At 65.3% G+C, this 16,533-nt stretch carries 20 protein-coding genes; 9 read left to right on the top strand and 11 right to left on the bottom strand.

What is annotated here, in order from left to right:
• From CH291_RS14905 to CH291_RS14895, 3 genes are all read right to left on the bottom strand, one after another.
• On the bottom strand, window positions 1-1,197 hold the full coding sequence (locus CH291_RS14905) for a L,D-transpeptidase (RefSeq protein ID WP_179276548.1): 1,197 nt from the start codon (window positions 1,195-1,197) through the stop codon (window positions 1-3).
• Between the two features lie 85 nt (window positions 1,198-1,282).
• Complete coding sequence (locus tag CH291_RS14900; RefSeq protein ID WP_094687907.1) at window positions 1,283-2,833, bottom strand: MBL fold metallo-hydrolase; 1,551 nt, start codon at window positions 2,831-2,833, stop codon at window positions 1,283-1,285.
• Between the two features lie 62 nt (window positions 2,834-2,895).
• Entirely contained in the window at window positions 2,896-3,912 is a 1,017-nt protein-coding gene (locus CH291_RS14895; protein ID WP_094687906.1) for a UDP-N-acetylmuramate dehydrogenase, read from the bottom strand.
• Between the two features lie 57 nt (window positions 3,913-3,969).
• Between CH291_RS14895 and CH291_RS14890 the strand changes: the two genes are divergently transcribed.
• The 3 genes from CH291_RS14890 to CH291_RS14880 all read left to right on the top strand — a co-directional run bounded on the left by CH291_RS14890 (window position 3,970) and on the right by CH291_RS14880 (window position 5,806).
• Window positions 3,970-4,479, top strand: a complete 510-nt coding sequence (locus tag CH291_RS14890; protein ID WP_068046123.1) for a DUF2505 domain-containing protein — start codon at window positions 3,970-3,972, stop codon at window positions 4,477-4,479.
• A gap of 11 nt (window positions 4,480-4,490) precedes the next feature.
• The gene (locus CH291_RS14885; protein WP_032380350.1) at window positions 4,491-4,994 is read left to right on the top strand and encodes a DUF2505 domain-containing protein; all 504 of its coding nucleotides are present in this window, start codon (window positions 4,491-4,493) and stop codon (window positions 4,992-4,994) included.
• Between the two features lie 113 nt (window positions 4,995-5,107).
• A complete protein-coding gene (locus CH291_RS14880; protein ID WP_256980854.1) occupies window positions 5,108-5,806 on the top strand; it encodes a class I SAM-dependent methyltransferase in 699 nt (232 codons plus the stop codon).
• 52 nt (window positions 5,807-5,858) lie between these two features.
• Here the strand turns inward: CH291_RS14880 and CH291_RS14875 are convergent, their stop codons facing one another.
• On the bottom strand, window positions 5,859-6,446 hold the full coding sequence (locus CH291_RS14875) for a type IV toxin-antitoxin system AbiEi family antitoxin domain-containing protein (protein WP_094687904.1): 588 nt from the start codon (window positions 6,444-6,446) through the stop codon (window positions 5,859-5,861).
• Between the two features lie 110 nt (window positions 6,447-6,556).
• Between CH291_RS14875 and CH291_RS14870 the strand changes: the two genes are divergently transcribed.
• Window positions 6,557-7,303 carry an LmeA family phospholipid-binding protein gene (locus CH291_RS14870; protein ID WP_068046137.1) on the top strand — a complete coding sequence of 249 codons (747 nt, stop codon included), beginning with the start codon at window positions 6,557-6,559 and terminating at the stop codon, window positions 7,301-7,303.
• 94 nt (window positions 7,304-7,397) lie between these two features.
• Here the strand turns inward: CH291_RS14870 and deoC are convergent, their stop codons facing one another.
• Entirely contained in the window at window positions 7,398-8,051 is a 654-nt protein-coding gene (deoC, locus tag CH291_RS14865) for a deoxyribose-phosphate aldolase (protein WP_373455131.1), read from the bottom strand.
• Window positions 8,052-8,110: 59 nt separating this feature from the next.
• Here deoC and CH291_RS14860 point away from each other — a divergent pair, with 59 nt between their 5' ends.
• Entirely contained in the window at window positions 8,111-8,953 is an 843-nt protein-coding gene (locus CH291_RS14860) for a class I SAM-dependent methyltransferase (RefSeq protein ID WP_094687902.1), read from the top strand.
• Window positions 8,954-8,966: 13 nt separating this feature from the next.
• On the top strand, window positions 8,967-9,851 hold the full coding sequence (gene purU, locus CH291_RS14855; protein WP_094687901.1) for a formyltetrahydrofolate deformylase: 885 nt from the start codon (window positions 8,967-8,969) through the stop codon (window positions 9,849-9,851).
• Between the two features lie 3 nt (window positions 9,852-9,854).
• Here the strand turns inward: purU and CH291_RS14850 are convergent, their stop codons facing one another.
• From CH291_RS14850 to CH291_RS14830, 5 genes are all read right to left on the bottom strand, one after another.
• Window positions 9,855-10,886, bottom strand: a complete 1,032-nt coding sequence (locus CH291_RS14850) for an alpha/beta fold hydrolase (RefSeq protein WP_179276547.1) — start codon at window positions 10,884-10,886, stop codon at window positions 9,855-9,857.
• Window positions 10,887-10,963: 77 nt separating this feature from the next.
• Window positions 10,964-11,257: a DUF2516 family protein gene (locus CH291_RS14845; RefSeq protein WP_068046153.1), complete on the bottom strand. Its 294-nt coding sequence runs from the start codon at window positions 11,255-11,257 to the stop codon at window positions 10,964-10,966.
• 67 nt (window positions 11,258-11,324) lie between these two features.
• Window positions 11,325-12,113, bottom strand: coding sequence for a heparin-binding hemagglutinin (locus CH291_RS14840; protein ID WP_094668994.1), 789 nt, complete (start codon window positions 12,111-12,113; stop codon window positions 11,325-11,327).
• Window positions 12,106-12,573, bottom strand: a complete 468-nt coding sequence (locus tag CH291_RS14835; protein ID WP_052047273.1) for a helix-turn-helix domain-containing protein — start codon at window positions 12,571-12,573, stop codon at window positions 12,106-12,108. The genes CH291_RS14840 and CH291_RS14835 overlap by 8 nt, the downstream gene beginning before the upstream one ends.
• 73 nt (window positions 12,574-12,646) lie before the next feature.
• A complete protein-coding gene (locus CH291_RS14830; protein WP_179276546.1) occupies window positions 12,647-13,921 on the bottom strand; it encodes a DUF445 domain-containing protein in 1,275 nt (424 codons plus the stop codon).
• Window positions 13,922-13,994: 73 nt separating this feature from the next.
• On the opposite strand from CH291_RS14830, the gene CH291_RS14825 reads away from it, so the two are divergent.
• Entirely contained in the window at window positions 13,995-14,735 is a 741-nt protein-coding gene (locus CH291_RS14825) for a TetR/AcrR family transcriptional regulator (RefSeq protein ID WP_068046163.1), read from the top strand.
• Here the strand turns inward: CH291_RS14825 and CH291_RS26795 are convergent.
• Complete coding sequence (locus tag CH291_RS26795) at window positions 14,732-14,908, bottom strand: hypothetical protein (RefSeq protein ID WP_179276545.1); 177 nt, start codon at window positions 14,906-14,908, stop codon at window positions 14,732-14,734. The genes CH291_RS14825 and CH291_RS26795 overlap by 4 nt on opposite strands.
• A gap of 62 nt (window positions 14,909-14,970) precedes the next feature.
• Here CH291_RS26795 and CH291_RS14820 point away from each other — a divergent pair, with 62 nt between their 5' ends.
• Complete coding sequence (locus tag CH291_RS14820; protein WP_176460410.1) at window positions 14,971-15,516, top strand: type 1 glutamine amidotransferase domain-containing protein; 546 nt, start codon at window positions 14,971-14,973, stop codon at window positions 15,514-15,516.
• 16 nt (window positions 15,517-15,532) lie between these two features.
• Window positions 15,533-16,522: an iron-siderophore ABC transporter substrate-binding protein gene (locus CH291_RS14815; RefSeq protein WP_094687900.1), complete on the top strand. Its 990-nt coding sequence runs from the start codon at window positions 15,533-15,535 to the stop codon at window positions 16,520-16,522.
• Window positions 16,523-16,533: the final 11 nt, after the last annotated feature.

Below are 16,533 nucleotides of genomic sequence, written 5' to 3'. Positions count from 1 at the left end.
TCACACCGCACTCATCGACTCCCACGTCGGCCAGTCGATGGCCCAGTCGTACAGGTCGCCGTCCGCGGCCGAGAGGTCGATGCGAGTTCCGGTGACCTCGACGGGGTCGCCGTACATCGCCGTCTGGAAGTACTCCTGCGCATCGGCGTCGGAGAGGTTGATGCACCCGTTGGTGACGTTCGACGCGCCCTGCACTCCGGTGGTCAGCGGATTGGCGTGGATGAATTCACCGTTGTTGGAGATGCGCACCGCCCAGCGTTCGCGAACGTTCTCGTAGAACGGCGGGTTGGACATCAGGAAGTCCTCGTGCTTCTCGGTGACGACGTGGATGCCGCTGCGGGTGACGTTGCGATCCTCGTTGCCCTCGCCGTAGCTGACGGGGATGTCCATGATCGTCTGGCCGTCACGGACCACCTGCATGCGGTGGCTGGTCGCGTCGGCGATGACCACCTGGCTGCGTCCGATGCTGAAGTTCAGGGTGACGTCGTCGGCACCGTACGCGCCGTCGCCGTAGTTCACGCCGTAGAGCTTGGCGTCCACCGAGACCGTCGTGCCGGGAGCCCAGTAGTCGGTGGGACGCCAGTGGATGCGCGAGCCGTTGTCGTCGGGGAACCAGGCCCACGCGCCGGGCGTCGGCGGGTTGGTGGTCACCGTCAATGCCTTCTCGACGGCCGCCTTGTCCGCGATCGCCGAGTCGAACTGCAGGATGATCGGCGCGGCGATGCCGACTTCCTGGCCGTCGCCGATGTTGGTGCTCACCGACGTACGGCTGTCGGGTTCGACGGTGGTGAAGGCCCCGGTGATGTCGACGGTCTTGTTGTCGCTGCCCAGTGCGGTGCCGGACCACGTGTACTGCACGCCGTAGCCGAGGGGCTCGGTGACGGCATACGAGGTCTTGTCGGGCGAGAGCGCGCCCTGGACGACCTTGCCGTCGGGGTTGGTCAACGCCACCTGGGTGAGCGTTCCGTCGGCGACCGAGACCGAGATCGGGGCGACGGGACTGACGTCGACGGCACCTGCGACCGGGTTCTCGGTGACCTGGGCGACGGGAGCTGCCTCGGTGGTCGGGGCCGCGGCACCCGAGCTGCCATCGCCCGATCCGACGGTGCAGCCTGCCACGAGTGCCACCAAGGCGACGAGCACGGCGATCAACCACACCGTGCGCGTCCGTTTTGTCTGTTCTACCTGCTCATGCACGTTGTCCAACGTACCTGCGTCTGCGAACTACCCCGATTTTCGGGGGCAGGATCACAGGTGCAGGAGTGGAGCCTGCGGAATGAACTCAGAGTTTGCGCGTGCGCAGTTCGTGGCCTTTCGAGGTGAGGCAGCGGCCGGTCTCGAGGTTCCAATCCCATCCGTGCAGATTGCAGGTGAGCTTCTTTCCCTCGACGATGCCGAACTTCGTCAGGTCCGCCTTCAGGTGTGGGCAGCGGCGTTGGATCTCGTAGCCGCCCATCGTGATCGTGGCGGTGTCGTCGTGCGCCTCGGAGAACCAACCGTCTGCGTAGGCGATGCGCTCGTCGGTGAGGCACTTGAAGAACGTGTAGAGAAATTCGTTGTAGCCGCCCACGCGTCGGGCCCGGAAGCGGGTGGACAGGAAGATCGAGTTGACCCAGTCCGGCTCCTGGTCACGTATGGCGGTGCGTACCAGCTCCGGTGGGATGGTGAAGCTGTAGCGGAACTTCTCGTCCGAAATCGGTTCGCGCACAATCCGTTTCGGAAAGTCGAGTACGACGGTTTCGTCACCCATCGTGATTCCGACGGGGTAGCCGATGCCGTCGCAGATCAGATCGGTCTGCGCCATGATCGGCTCGAACAGGCCTCGCATCGGTTCGAGCAGGGGCTCGCCCTCGACCGGGGCCCAGGCTGCCTTCTCGGCAGCGATGACCGACGCCTGACGCTGGGCGTAGGCCTCGATGTAGTCGGCCTTGCCGGTGGTGAAGATGGCCTCGGCTTCGGCGGTCGGGATCGGATGCTCGTGCGAGAGCAATTCGGAACCGTCGAAGGTTGCGGCAGTGCCCGGCATCATCAGCAGGCCCTTGTCGTGCCCGTGCAGTCGCATCTGCTCGAGGAACACCATCTGGTCCGGGAACACGTTGGCCGGGTCGCCGTAGACGTCGTTGAGCGAGCGCAGCTCGTCGTCGAGGAAACACGGCGGGCCCGCGGACGGAATCACCCACGTCGAGCCGACCTGCTCGATGTACTGGCGCGCCCGATCCATCTGGCGCTGACGCTTCTGGATGCCGAAGTTCTTCTTCGCGCGCGAGACCATGTCGTAGACCATCGGGTACCAGATCGCGCCCGAGTACTGCAGCATGTGCACGTCAACGGGACCGAAGTTCTCGGTCATCACGTCCAGGTCCACCGGCCTCGCGTCGTTCATGTTGAACGCGACGGTCTTGCCGTCCGAGACGACCAGACCCGAGTCGCCGATGGGACCGTCGGCGGGCGCACGCAGCGCGATGATCATGATGTCGAGATCGCCCTTGGGCCCGGAGATCGTGTGCTTGACCGAGTCCGTCGTCTCGTAGAACTTGTGGAACCCGAGCTTCTCGAGCTCGTGCTTGAGATCGAGCACCGGATAGTCCGGCAGCAGAACCGTGGCGTCCTTGTTGACGTGCTCGGCCAGATTCTTAGGGTCGAAGTGGTCCTTGTGCAGGTGCGAGACGTAGAGGTAGTCGCAATCACCCAGAGCGTCCCAGTCCAGGCCCGAGTTGTCGGGAAACGGGAACCACGACGCGTAGAACGACGGGTTCACCCACGGATCGCACAGGATGCTTCCGGCGTCGGTCCGAATATGGAATCCCGCATGTCCCACGCTGGTGACCTGCACTGATTTACCTCCTACGAGCTTTCACTTGCAAAGCTCCATCGTATGCGCCGTTTCGACCGGTCCTAACCCAGCGCGCAGTTGACGAGGTCACACTCGGGCGTGAGCGTAACGCCGAACTTCTCCTGCACCCCGTCTCGCACGTGCGCGGCCAGCGCCATGATGTCCGACGCGGTGGCCCCACCCCTGTTGGTGACGGCCAGCACGTGCTTGGACGACAACGCCGCAGTGCCGCGCCCGAATTCGGTGCCGTAACCGCGAGGAAAGCCCGCGTTCTGGATCAGCCAGGCAGCCGGGATCTTGGTTCCCGCGGGGTCGGGGAAGCTGGGCGCGTGCGCGGCGGCCTCGGGCACCTCGGGCAGTACCGGGTTGAGGAAGAACGATCCGACGCTCCACGTGTCGTGATCGCTGGCGTCGAGCACCATGCCCCGCTCACCGCGCAGAGCCAGCACGGCCGCGCGTACGTCCGGCACCGGTACGACGTCGCCGATCTGCACGTCGAGACGCTCCGACAACGCCGCGTACCGCACCGGAAGCGACTCGGTCGTCTTCTTCAGCGCGAAGCTCACGTCCAGAATCACGTACCGCGAGGACCGCTTGAACACCGACGATCGATGCGTTCCGAAACCACACTGCTCCGGCGTCCACACCGAAGTCTCCTGGGTCTGTCGGTCGTAGACGGTGAGAGCGTGCAGCAACTCCGACGTCGACGCGCCGTACGCGCCCACGTTCTGGATGGGCGTCGCGCCGGTGGTTCCTGGAATGCCCGACAGCGCCTCCATGCCGGACAGCCCCGCTTCGATCGTCGCCTGCACGACGGCATCCCACTCGACACCGGCGTCGACCGTCACGATCTCGCCGTCGATGTCCAGCCGCGAACCGGTCACCCGAATCACCCGGCCGTCGAACCCCTCGTCGCCGACGACCAGATTGGATCCACCGCCGACGACCAGCACATCGGTCTCCGCGCGATCCGCGTCGCGCACGAGGGAGACCAGCTCGTCGCCGGTCGTCGCGACGCAGAATTCACGGGCCGGGCCGCCCACCCGAATGGTGGTGAGCTCCGAAATTGCAGTAGGCACGGACTCTCACGCTACCGGTCGCGCACAAGCGTCGGACCCACCCGGTAACCTGCGGGGATGCCTCGCCCCATTGAGCACAGCTCGACTGTGCCCGCCTCCGCCGACAAGGTCCACGCTGCACTGACGTCCGAGCAGTACTGGAAGGACCGCATCGAGCAGATCGGCGGCCCCAGCGCCAGCGTGAAGAGCATCACCGTCGGCGACGGCACCATCGACGTCGTCATGACCCAGGCCGTCCCCGAAGAGGAGTTGCCGGCCGCGGTGACTGCGTTCAAGAAGGGCGACCTCATCATCGAACGCACCGAGAGCTGGGGACCCTTCGACGGTACCCACGCTGCCGGCACCTTCGGAGCGACCGTCGAAGGCGCACCGGCCCGCATCACCGGCACCACCACGCTCGACGCCACCGGCGAGACGACGACCATCGCACTGGCCGGCACCACCGAGGTCAAGGTCCCCATCTTCGGCGGCAAGATCGAAGCGATGATCAGCGAGCAGGTGCTCTCGCTCATCGACAACGAGCAGGACTTCACCGGTAACTGGATCGCCGCGCAGGGCAACGGCTAGCCTGGCGCACTATGGCTCGCCGAATGAACTACTCCGCCCGGTTCACCCACTCGACGCAGCAGGTCTATGCAGCGCTCTCCAGTCGCGATCACTGGGATGCGCGCATCGAGGAGATGCGTAAGTACTCGGAGAACGAGCTGAAGAGCTTCGAGGTGTCCGACGCCGGAATCGACATCGTGATGCACCACGTCATCCCGCGCACCGAATTGCCCGACATCGCGCAGACGGTGATGAAGAAAGACATGGTCATCACCCGCAACGTGCACTTCGACGCCTACGAGGAAGTCACCGCGGGCCACTACGACGCGTCGATTCCGGCCGGACCCGGCTCGCTGAAGGGCACCACCTCGCTCTTCCCCACCAACGGCGGTTCGACGCTGCGCACCTCCTCCGAGGCCAAGGTCTTCCTGCCGTTCATCGGCGGCAAACTCGAGCAACTCATGCTCGTCAACCTCATCGACCTGTGGCGCGGTGAAGGCGAAGTAACCGCCGACTGGCTCGAAAAGAACGCCTAGCCCTGAGCAAACCGAACAGGGGTCGTTCCGCAGGCTCCACTCCTGCCCCCGAAGGCGTCATCACCCGCGGCACCACCGGCATCAATCGGTTGCGTCGTAGCGACCGGTGGCTGATGCACAGTCCCGATGTTCGACGCGTTCTGCTCGAATCACCGAACCCGTTGGTCGTCGACCTCGGGTACGGGGCGATGCCGAACACGACCCTCGAGCTGGCCGGTCGACTGCGCACCGTCCGGCCCGATCTCCGAGTCACCGGTCTGGAGATCGACCCCGCACGCGTCGTTCCGGGGAGTGACGGCGTCGAGTTCGCCCGCGGCGGTTTCGAGCTGGCGGGATTGCGCCCCAACCTGGTCCGGGCGTTCAACGTACTGCGGCAGTATCCCGAGGATGCGGTACCTGCTGCCTGGCAACGCATTCTGTCGGGCCTGGCGCCGGGCGGCCTGCTGATCGACGGCACCTGCGACGAGCTCGGTCGACGCTGCGCCTGGGTGTTGCTCGACGCCGATGGGCCGCGCTCGCTGACCCTGGCATGGGATCCGTTCGACGTCGAGATGCCGTCGGACATCGCGGAGCGGCTACCGAAGGTGTTGATTCATCGCAACATCGAGGGTGAGCTCGTGCACGATCTGCTTCGACGGGCCGACAGAGCGTGGTCGGTGTCGGCACCGCTGGCACCGTTCGGGCCTCGAATTCGATGGCGCGCCGCCATGAAAGTGCTTGCCGAACAAGGTCTTCCGATCACACTCCCCCGCCGACGAATGCGAGACAACGTGCTCACGGTCCCGTGGTCCTCGGTCGCACCTGCACCGTGAATCGGGTGCAGCTGACCGCGGTGAGCGCGGTCAACTGCACCCGATTTCGCGGCTACGTACAGGCGGACAGTGCCAGTTCGACGCGTTCGGCCACTCGATCGGTGCTGTTTCCGGCCTCGGTGTACAGCGCGTGCGGGTCGACGCGACCGATCGCGACGGCGTCGCACACCACCTCGTCGAGGGTGATCTGCGAGATGCCACCTGCGGCGAGGTCGAGCACCGTGCGCACCGGGGTGGTGAGGTTGAACGTGCCAGCCGATTCGACGTCCCGCGGCTCGAGCCTCAGACGATGAACCGCCAGCCTGGTGTCGGTCAGTCGTAGGTCGCCGAATGCGCAGACGTGCACGAATTGCGGGTGGAGGTGCCCGAATCCGTGTAGCTCGGCCGCACTCTGGTGCGAGATCACGGCCTCGCCGCCGAACCAGGCGCACCACATGGCGAACAGTTCGAGTTCGCTGTGCGGCCACTGGCCGAGTCGGAACAGGTTGCGCTCGACGCGAGTCCACGTGTTCGTGGCCAGATTGACGCGCACCATCGCAGAATCGAAGCCGAGCTCAGCGGCCTGCTCGGCGGTGAAATAGCCGTCCTGACGAGTGGCCAACGAGTGCAGCTCGTGCACGCTCGGTCCTGTCGTACTCATAACGCAAGAGTACGTCACAATGTGTTACAGGTCACAAACTTTGGTACCGGCTACACAGGTTCGGCGAGTTTCACAGAGCTTGCTCAGAATCATCGGGAAGACTGCCAGGAATGTCATCCACAGCCAGGCGCAGCACAGCACCGCTGATCGCAGTCTCCGTCGTTGTCGTCCTCCTCGTCGCCGTCATCGGTGGCGAGTTGTTCGTGCGTCAGCAAATCAAATCCTGCCTCGCCGGTCAGCTCGAATCCGAGCTCGGCAGCCAGGTCGAGGTCGGTCTCGGCTTGAAGCCGGTCCTGCTCTCACTGGTCGACAAGAAGGTCTCCTCGGTGACCGTCGACAGCAACGACGCACGCTTCGGACCCGCCGAGGGCATGGTCGTCCAGGCCGAGGCACGTGACCTGAACCTGACGCAGACCGCCGACTCCGGCGGCACCATCGGCAGCTCGAGTGCCGACATCTCGTGGTCCACCGACGGCATCACCCGCACCCTGCAGAGCCAGGGCATCGGTGCGATCGTCTCCGGCGTCACCTCGGACGCATCGGCGGGCACCCTCGACTTCGCCGTCGGCGCTCTGGCGAATCTGACTGTCAAGCCGGAGGTCGTGGACGGCAGAGTCGACGTCCAGACCGTCGACGCGTCGATCCTGGGTCTCGGCATTCCCACCGATCTGGTCGACTCGGTCGTCGGCGTGCTGACCGACAGCCTGCAGGCCTACCCGTTGGACATGGCTCCGACGTCGCTGACCGTCACCGACTCCGGCATCGAGCTCACCCTCGAAGGCGGGCAGTACACGATTCCGGTGACCCAGCAGGATCAGAGCCAGCCGACTCCCGAGGGTTGCTCGCTCGTCGCTTAACCCACGTGCGCGGAACCTCGTAGCCTGCTACGAGGCAGGAGTGGAGCCTGCGGAACGACCCGAAGGCGCAGCGTGCACATGCGACGCAGTCGCTCTAGTCCAGACCGTCCAGTACCGCGCGTGTTCCCGACAGTCCCAATCGTGTTGCGCCCGCCTCGATCATGGCCAGGGCGGCGTCCGTGGTGCGGATGCCGCCGCTGGCCTTGACACCCAGTCGCCCGCCGACGGTCTCTGCCATCAATCGCACGGCCTCGACGCTCGCGCCGCCGGCCGGGTGGAATCCGGTGGACGTCTTGACGAAGTCGGCACCGGCCTTCTCGGCCGCGCGGCACACCTCGACGATCGCCTCGTCGGACAGTGCTGCCGATTCGATGATCACCTTCAGGACAGCGCTTCCGGCGATCCCCTCTCGGACGGTGACGATGTCGGCCAGCACAGCGTTGTAGTCGCCTGCGATGGCCGCGCCGACGTCGATCACCATGTCGACCTCGTCGGCACCTTGCTGTACCGCGAGCCTGGCCTCGGATCCCTTGATCAACGAATGGTGCTTGCCCGACGGGAAACCCGCGACGACGGCGGTGAGCATTCCCTCGGCGCGAATCGGCAGCATCGAGGGCGATACGCACACCGCGAGCACTCCGAGTTCGCGACCTTCCTCGATGAGGGCGGCCACGTCGGCCTGCGTGGCTTCGGGCTTGAGCAGCGTGTGGTCGACCATTCCGGCGAGGGCGGCGCGGGTGAGTGTCATGCGGTCCAGCTTTTCACAGCTCTGCCATTCGTAACCCTGTCGGTCTACGATTTTCGGTCATGACCGCAGCCTCGCTCGCCGCCACCTTCAACGCCACCAGCAGGGAGTTCGACGGCCTGACGCCGCAGGTGTGGGGCCCGGCCGGGCAGTCGCTCGCCTTCGCGCTCGAATTGGCCACCGGGGACGCGGTTCTCGACGTCTGTTCCGGCACCGGGGCGTCGGCGATTCCCGCGGCGGCGGCTGTGGGCCCCGACGGTCTCGTGCATGCCATCGATCTGGCCGACGACCTGTTGGAGGTGGGCCGGGTGAAAGCCACCGCCCGTGCGCTGCGCAACATCGACTTCGTCCTCGCCGACGCCACCGAGTGGGAGCCGCCGTCGACGGTTCCCGATGCCGGCTACGACGCGTTGGCCTGTTCGTACGGCATCTTCTTTCTGCCCGATCCCGAGGGGGATTTCGCTCGTCTGGTGTCTCTGGTTCGTCCGGGCGGTCGCGTCGGGGTGACGGTGTGGCGCAAGGGTGCGATCGAGGCGTTCGCGGGCACGTACTTCGAGGTGATCGGCGCGCATTCACCGCCGAGCGAGCACGACGGGCCACTCGCGCAGGACGGTTACGACAAGCACCCGATCCGGCGGATGGAGACGGTAGACCTTCTGTCCGCATGGCTCACCGCGGCAGGCACCACCGATGTCGAGGTCGTGGAGCTGTCCAATCACGTTCCCGCGACGGAGTCGTTCGTGTGGGATCTCGTGCTGGGCAGCGCGATGCGGGGCGCACTGACACCGTTCGACGAGGCGACCCGGACGCAGATCCGTGTCGAGTTCTCCGCGCTGCTGACCGAGCGTGGAATCGATTCGATCGATCTCGGGACACTGGTGGCAACCGGGGTGCGGACGCCCTGAGACAATCGGCGTCATGAGTTCTTCAGTATCCGAGGATCGCCGTTACGTTCTGTCGCTCGGTTGCCCCGACAAGACGGGCATCGTCGCCCGTATCTCGACCTTCCTCGCCGAGGTCGGTGGATGGATCGTCGAGGCCGCCTATCACGCCGATCCCGACACCGGGTGGTTCTTCACCCGGCAGGCCGTACGCGCGTCGTCCGTGGACATGAGCATCGAGGAGCTGCGCACACGTTTCGCCGCGGTGGCCGCCGAACTCGGCCCGGAAACCGAATGGACACTTCATGATTCGGGTGAGCCCAAGCGCGTGGTCCTGCTCGTCAGCAAGGAAGCGCACTGCTTGCACGACCTCCTCGGCCGCGCCGCGGGCGGCGAACTGCCCGCTCAGATCTCCGCGGTGATCGGCAACCACAAGTCACTCGAGCCGATCGCCGCCGCACACGGCACACCGTTCCATCACGTCGAGTTCGCGAAGGATCCGGCCCAGCGCGGTCCCGCCTTCGAAGAGGTGCGGTCGCTGGTCGATTCCTACGACCCGCACGCGGTGGTGCTGGCACGGTTCATGCAGGTTCTCCCCGAGTCGCTGTGCGCGCACTGGGCTGGCCGGGCCATCAACATCCATCACAGCTTCCTGCCGTCGTTCGTCGGCGCTCGTCCGTACCACCAGGCATTCGCGCGGGGCGTGAAACTGATCGGTGCGACGTGCCACTACGTGACGGCCGAGCTCGACGCGGGTCCGATCATCGAGCAGGACGTCATCCGCGTCGATCATTCCGACGAGGTGGCCGACATGGTGCGTCAGGGCCGCGACATCGAGAAGCTGGTGCTTTCCCGCGGTCTGCGGTGGCACCTGGAGGATCGTGTCCTGGTGCACGGCCGCAAGACCGTGGTGTTCAGCTGAAATCTAGAGATTCCGGAGCCGAACCACTTCGGTGTTGAATTCGTCGATTGCCTCGACGGAGCTCATGTGTCCGATGCCGGGAATCACGATCAGTCTGCTCAGGTGATCGTGGTCGTCCAGGGCGCGGGCGAGTTTGCGGGCGTGCACCGGTGGGGTCAAGCGATCGGCAGACCCGACGAGCACGCTGGTGGGGACGGACATGTTCGCCAGGGCCTCGCGGATGTCGAGGTCGGTGAGCGCTGCACCCCAGATACCGCGGGTGCGCGGGGCGCATTCGAGGACGATCTTCTCGCAGAACGCCACCTCGGCGGGTGTCGCTCCGGGTGCCATCGAGATGTACTTGATGGCTTGGCGCACCACCGGTGACGGCCGCAGCGGAAGTGCCGAGCCGAGTACCGCGCGCCCCACCGGGGTAGGGACCCGTGGAAAGCGTTGCGGCAGCGGGATGACGGTGGTTTCGCGAATCAGGGAGTCGGTTGCGGTGCTGGCGAGGAGCACAGCGCTGACGAGTCGGTCGACCTGTTCGGGATAGTTGCCGGCCCAGGCCATGATGGACATGCCGCCCATACTGTGTCCCACCATGACGGCCTTGTTGTCCTCGGCCACCGTGGCGGAAAGGATCGCGGAGAGGTCGTCGGCCAGCACGTCGGGGCTCAACGGTCGCGTCCCGACGTCGCTTCGACCGTGACCGCGCTGGTCGTAGGTGACGACGCGGTAGCGGCCGGCAAGGGCATTGATCTGTGGGTACCAGTAATCGGCCGAGCAGGTCCACCCGTGGCTGAAGACGATCGGTTCGGCATCGGCGTCCCCGTAGCTACGGACGTGCAGGTGCGCACCGTCGTCGGTGACCACCTCGGTGATGTGCGGCTCGAACGTGGGACGCTCGAGCAACTCGTCGGGCTGCACGTCGGTCGTCTTGGTGAACGAGTGCAGGCGACGCCGCCGAACGACGAAAGCTCCGACGGAGGCCGCCGCGGCCGCGCTGCCTATTCCGAGCAGCGCGCGTTCGATTACCTTGCGTGAAACCACTGACATTCCCCTCTACCTGTGTCCCCCCGAGCGGGTGCGGTAGAGGGTACGCCCACACAGAAGTGGGCGTCGATGCGACTTACCTACCAGCGGGGTCCGCGCTGGATGCTGTCGACCTTGGGACGGACGTCGACGAGGTACACGCACACGGCGACGACGCCGATGATGCCCAGGAAGCCGATCACCCCCGAGACGAGAATGAGCAGTAGACCGATGAACAGAATGGCCAGCCATTTGGTCTTCGTCAGCTTGTCCACGGCAGGGAAGGCGTCGGGGCGCTGGCGCAGTGCGTGGAAGATCGCGAATCCTGCGCCCACCACTCCGAGGATCTGGAGAAAGGTCAGGATGTAGTAGCTGAAGCTGCCGGCGATGCTCACGTGCGCCAGTGTACGAGAAACGACCCCTGCGCCGCGCGGCGCAGGGGTCGTTTTCTTTACGAATGCTTTAGCGAGTGGTCTTCTTCGCCGGAGCCTTCTTGGCCGGAGCCGGTGCGGTCTTCTTGGCAGCCGGTGCCGGAGCCGTCTTCTTGGCCGGAGCCGGGGTCTTCTTGATCGGCGAGTTCGCGCTGCTGCGGGTCTTGGCCTCGACCTTGCCTGCCACGCCGCTCACCTTGTCCGAAGCCTCGACGGCCTTGTCCTTGGCCTCGTCGCCTGCTTCGTCGATGTTCTCGGCGAGCTCGTCGGCGGCCTCGGAGATCTCCTCGGCGCCTTCACGAACCTTGTCCGACGCGAGGCCGGCCAGGGCAGCGGCGCGCTCGCCGACTGCGCGGGTCTGCGAGGCAACGGTTCCGAGGGCCTGCTCGGTGAGGTCGACGACGTCGTTGGCTGCGGTGTTGGCACGCTCGAGGCTCTCTTCGACGGCCGGGGTGCGGCGGATGCGCTCGACGGTCTCTTCGCCGCGCTCGGCGAGCGAGGTGTAGAGGTCGGAGGCGACCTTGAGGTATGCCTCGGCAACCTTGCGGAGCTCTTCGGGGGTGAAGCGCTCGCGCAGTTCGGCGATCTCGTCGGGAAGCTCTGCAGGCAGGTTCGCCAGCCGCTCGCGCAGGCTCTCGACGCCTTCGGTGACGTCCTCGGAGAGGTCGGCGATGCGGGCGTTGACCTCGCTGGTGCGGCTCTCGGCGCGCGAACGCACCTGAGCGACGACGTCCGCTACTGCCTGGACGACGGCGTCGCCCGCGCCGACGGCGGCGAAGATGGGGGTCTTGACGTTCTCGAAGTTCTTGGAATCAGACATCGGGTGTCTCCTGTTCGTCGGGTTCGGGCTCCTGCGTCGACTCGTTCTCACGACAGAACGAGTCGTAGATCTCGATCAGCACTTGCTTCTGCCGTTCGGTGATGTGCTCATCGCCGAGCAGAGCTTCGCGCACCGGACCGTGGGGACGCGCTTCCAAGATCCCGGCCCGGACGTACAGCACCTCCGAGGAGACGCGCAGACCCTTGGCTATCTGCGCTAGCACTTCTGCGGACGGGTTGCGCAGTCCGCGTTCGATCTGGCTCAGGTAGGGGTTGCTCACTCCGGCTCGGCTGGCGAGTTGCCGCATCGATACCTGCGCGGCTTCCCGTTGCGACCGGATGTAGCTTCCGATGTCCTGAGCTGCAGTCGTCACGACTGCGGCGACAAGATCCCCCGCCTCGGCGACGACCTGCGTCGCCTCGGTCGCCTTGGCGACCAGATCCCCCTCGTCATCGGCCATCTCGGCCTCCTGTTTTCGGTGTCCTACTGGACGGTACCGAAGGGTGCTAACTATTGCAAGCACTCTGCTAGCACTAGTGTCCGAAGATGAGATCCGAGATCGTGTAGATGGCCAGTCCGGCGATGGATCCGACGACGGTTCCGTTGATTCGAATGAACTGCAGATCGCGTCCGACCTGCAGTTCGATCTTCTTGCTCGCTTCCTCGGCGTCCCACCGAGCGACGGTGTCACCGATGATCGTGGTGATCTCGTCGGCATAGTTCGCGGCGATGTAGCTCGCTCCGCCGAGCAGCCAACCGTCCACTTTTGCGCGCAGCTCCTCGTCGTCGCGGAGCCGCACGCCGAGGTTGACGGTGTTCTCCTTGATCTTGGTGCGCAGCGTGCTCGTCGGATCGTCGACCGACTCGGTGATCAGCCGCTTGGCCACCTTCCAGGTCGCTGCCGCGAGCCCGGTGATCTCCTCGCGGCCCATGATCTGCGCCTTGAGCTTCTCCGCCTTCTCGATGGTCGTCGGGTCGTGCTGCAGATCGTTGGCGTAGTCGACCAAGAATTTGTTGGCGGCCAGACGCACGTCGTGCTCGGGGTTGGACCTGATCTTCCAGGTGAACTCGACGAGTTCCTTGTAGACCTTCTCCCCCAGCAACGTGTCGACGAACTTCGGCGACCAGTTCGGCGAGTCCCGCGCCACGACGCGATCGATCATCTCCTGGCTGCCGAGCGCCCATTGGTGAGCGCGTTCGGCGAGCATGTCGATCAACGGCAGCTGACGGTTCTCGCGGAGCAACTCGTCGAGGATCCGGCCGATGGGCGGGCCCCACTGCGGATCGGCGAGACGCCGCACGATGGTGCTGTCGATGACGGCGGTGATGTCCTCGTCGTTGAGCACGTCGACGACGCCGTGCAACACGGTCGCCGCCTCGGCCGCGACGCGTTCGGCGTTGTCGGGCTGAGCGAGCCAGGTACCCAGCCGCAACGGAACCTGCGCCGACGCGACCTTCTCGGACACCACCTCGGGAGCGAGGAAATTGCTACCGACGAACGAGCTCAGGCTCGCGCCCAGCTGGTCCTTCTTCTTCTTGATCAGAGCCGTGTGCGGGATCGGAATACCGAGCGGGTGCTTGAACAGTGCCGTCACCGCGAACCAGTCCGCGAGTGCGCCGACCATGCCCGCTTCCGACGCCGCGCGGACGTAGCCGACCCAGGCACCTGCACCCGTCGACTCCTGCCACCGGCAGAAGAGGTAGACGATCGATGCGAAGACGAGAAAGCCCGTCGCGACTGTTTTCATCTTGCGGAGGTCGCGACGTTTGGTCTCGTCGTCGAAGTTCATGAGCTGCACAACCGACATTGTGCCCAGAATCTCGGCAGACCAACCGGACGCAGCCTGCAATGGTGTCGGACAAGGCGCATAGGGTGGGGTTGTGGCGAGAAATACGACGGAGGCAAAGCTGGACGAGTCCGAGCCGAGCGAGGACAAGCCGAAGGTCGAGAAGCCGGACGGCCGTAAACGTCGGTGGCGTGAGCACAAGATCGCTCGCCGCGAGGAGCTCGTCGACGGCACGTTGGCCGCGATCCGGTTGCGCGGCCGCGAGATCGGGATGGACGAGATCGCGTCGGAGATCGGTATCTCCAAGACGGTGCTCTACCGCTACTTCACCGACAAGAACGATCTGACGAGCGCCACCATGTCTCGGTACGTCGAGACCACGCTTGCCCCGCGCATCTACTCGGCGATCGCACACGAACTCGACGAGTACGAGCTCACCCGCATCGTCGTGACCGCCTACGTCGAGACGGTGGCCACCGATCCCGAGGTCTACCTCTACGTCATGGCGAACAACGCCGGCAACAACCGCGATGTCGTCGCCGAGTCCGAGCGGATGATCGCCGAGCTGCTCTCCACGGTGCTGGGCGAACGCCTACGGCAACGCGAAATGGATTCCGGTGGTTCGGTGCCGTGGGCCTTCGCCATCGTCGGCGCGGTCCAGTTGGCCACGCACTGGTGGATCTCCAACAAGTCGATGTCCGCAGACGATCTGATCGATTACCTCTGCATGATGATGTGGGGCGGAATCCACGGGGTAGCGATGGCCGACGGCTCCCCCGCAAAATTCAAGTCACAGCCGCATCCGTTGGTCGACGAGGAGCCGAACACGCCTTAGCGCTCGTCGTACCCGTCGTCCTCCACGGGCACTTCTGCTCGTTGATCCAGCACGTCGCGGGCGTCGGCCTCGATGGGCAGATCATCTGCGTTCGGCTCGTCCGGCTCGTCCGCGATCGGGAGATTCTGTTCGACGCGATCCTCGGTCGGGGTTTCGATGGGTGAGTCGCTCATGTCTCCATTCGTACCATCGCTCGTCAGTTTGAGATCAGGCCCGGTCGGACATCCGAGAGGGTATGACTACCGAAACATTGACCGGACGCCGCATCGCGATTCTCGCCACCGACGGCGTCGAGCAGGTCGAGCTGGTGCAGCCCCGCGAAGCAGTCGAAAATGCCGGGGCCTCAGTCACATTGGTCTCGCTCGACCACGGCGACATCCAAGCCATGGAGGGTGACGTCAATGCCGCAGACACCTTCACCGTCGACAGCGTCGTCGCCGACGTCTCGGCCGACGACTTCGACGCGCTGATCCTGCCCGGCGGAACCACCAACCCCGATCAACTCCGCGTCGACGCGGACGCCGTGGAGTTCGTCCGCTCGTTCGTACAAGCCCGCAAGCCCGTCGGCGTGATCTGCCACGGGGCCTGGACACTCGTCGAAGCCGACGTTCTGAAGGGCCGGACATTGACGTCCTACCCGAGCATCCGAACCGACATTCGCAACGCCGGTGGCACGGTCGTCGACGAGGAAGTGGTCGTCGACGGCAATCTGATCTCGAGCCGGAACCCGGACGACCTGCCTGCCTTCTGCGCGAAGATCGTGGAGCATTTCAGCGCTTGATAGGTTAGCGTGCCCTATGCGCATCTCTCGTTCTTTGGCCCTGCCTGCGGCAGTCCTGGCCCTCGCTCTCACCCTTTCCGCATGCAGCTCCGACGCCGGCGACGGCGACAGCGCCGATTCCTCCCAGGCCGGCGGTGTCGTCGTCACCGACATGTTCGGCGACGTCGAAGTCCCTGCGAACCCGCAGCGAGTGGTCGCACTCGGTTGGTCCGATGCCGAAACTGCGCTCGCCCTCGGTGTACAACCCGTCGGAGCCAGTGACTGGCTCGGCGTCGGCGGCAACGGCCTAGGACCGTGGGTCGACGAGTCCTACGACACCGACCCCACGATCGTCGGCACCTTCGACGTGAACATGGAATCGGTGGCGGCTTTGGAACCGGACCTGATTCTGTGGACGCGCAGCACCAACGACAAGGCCGTCTACGACGACCTGTCCGACATCGCGCCGACCGTCGCGGCACCTCCGGGAACCGACGTCGCCTACGGCACCACCTGGGACGGGCAGACCGAGATCGTCGCGCAGGCACTGGGCAAGGTCGACGAGGGCAAGCAGCTCGTCGACGACACCAGGGCATTGTTCGACAACACCATCGCGGCCAACCCCGAATTCGCCGACAAGACCGTTGCCGTCGGCACTCTCTACAGCGGACAGGTCGGTGCCTACGTCCGCGGCGACACCCGCGTCGACTTCCTCGAATCACTCGGCCTGACCAACACTCCGGCCGTCCAGGACCGCGCCGAACCCGGAGCGTTCAGCATCGAACTGTCCGAGGAGAACATCTCCGCACTCGACGCCGACCTCACCGTCATGTTCCCCATCGGCACCGGACCCGAGGTGATCACCGACAACCCGTCGATCCAGGGCCTGCCGTCGGCACGGGACGGACGCCTCGTGGTCCTCGGTGACACCGACCTGTCCAACGCATTCTCGGCCGCCTCGGTCGCAGGCACCCGATACGCACTGGAAAACGCGGTGCCACTGTTCGCGGCACCACTGAAGGGCTAGATCACACCCTC

Source organism: Rhodococcus sp. 14-1411-2a, assembly GCF_002259485.1.
In the GTDB taxonomy this organism is placed as follows: Bacteria; Actinomycetota; Actinomycetes; order Mycobacteriales; family Mycobacteriaceae; genus Rhodococcoides.
Note: the sequence above shows the minus strand (reverse complement) of the source record. Positions and strands in the feature narration are given on the sequence as shown.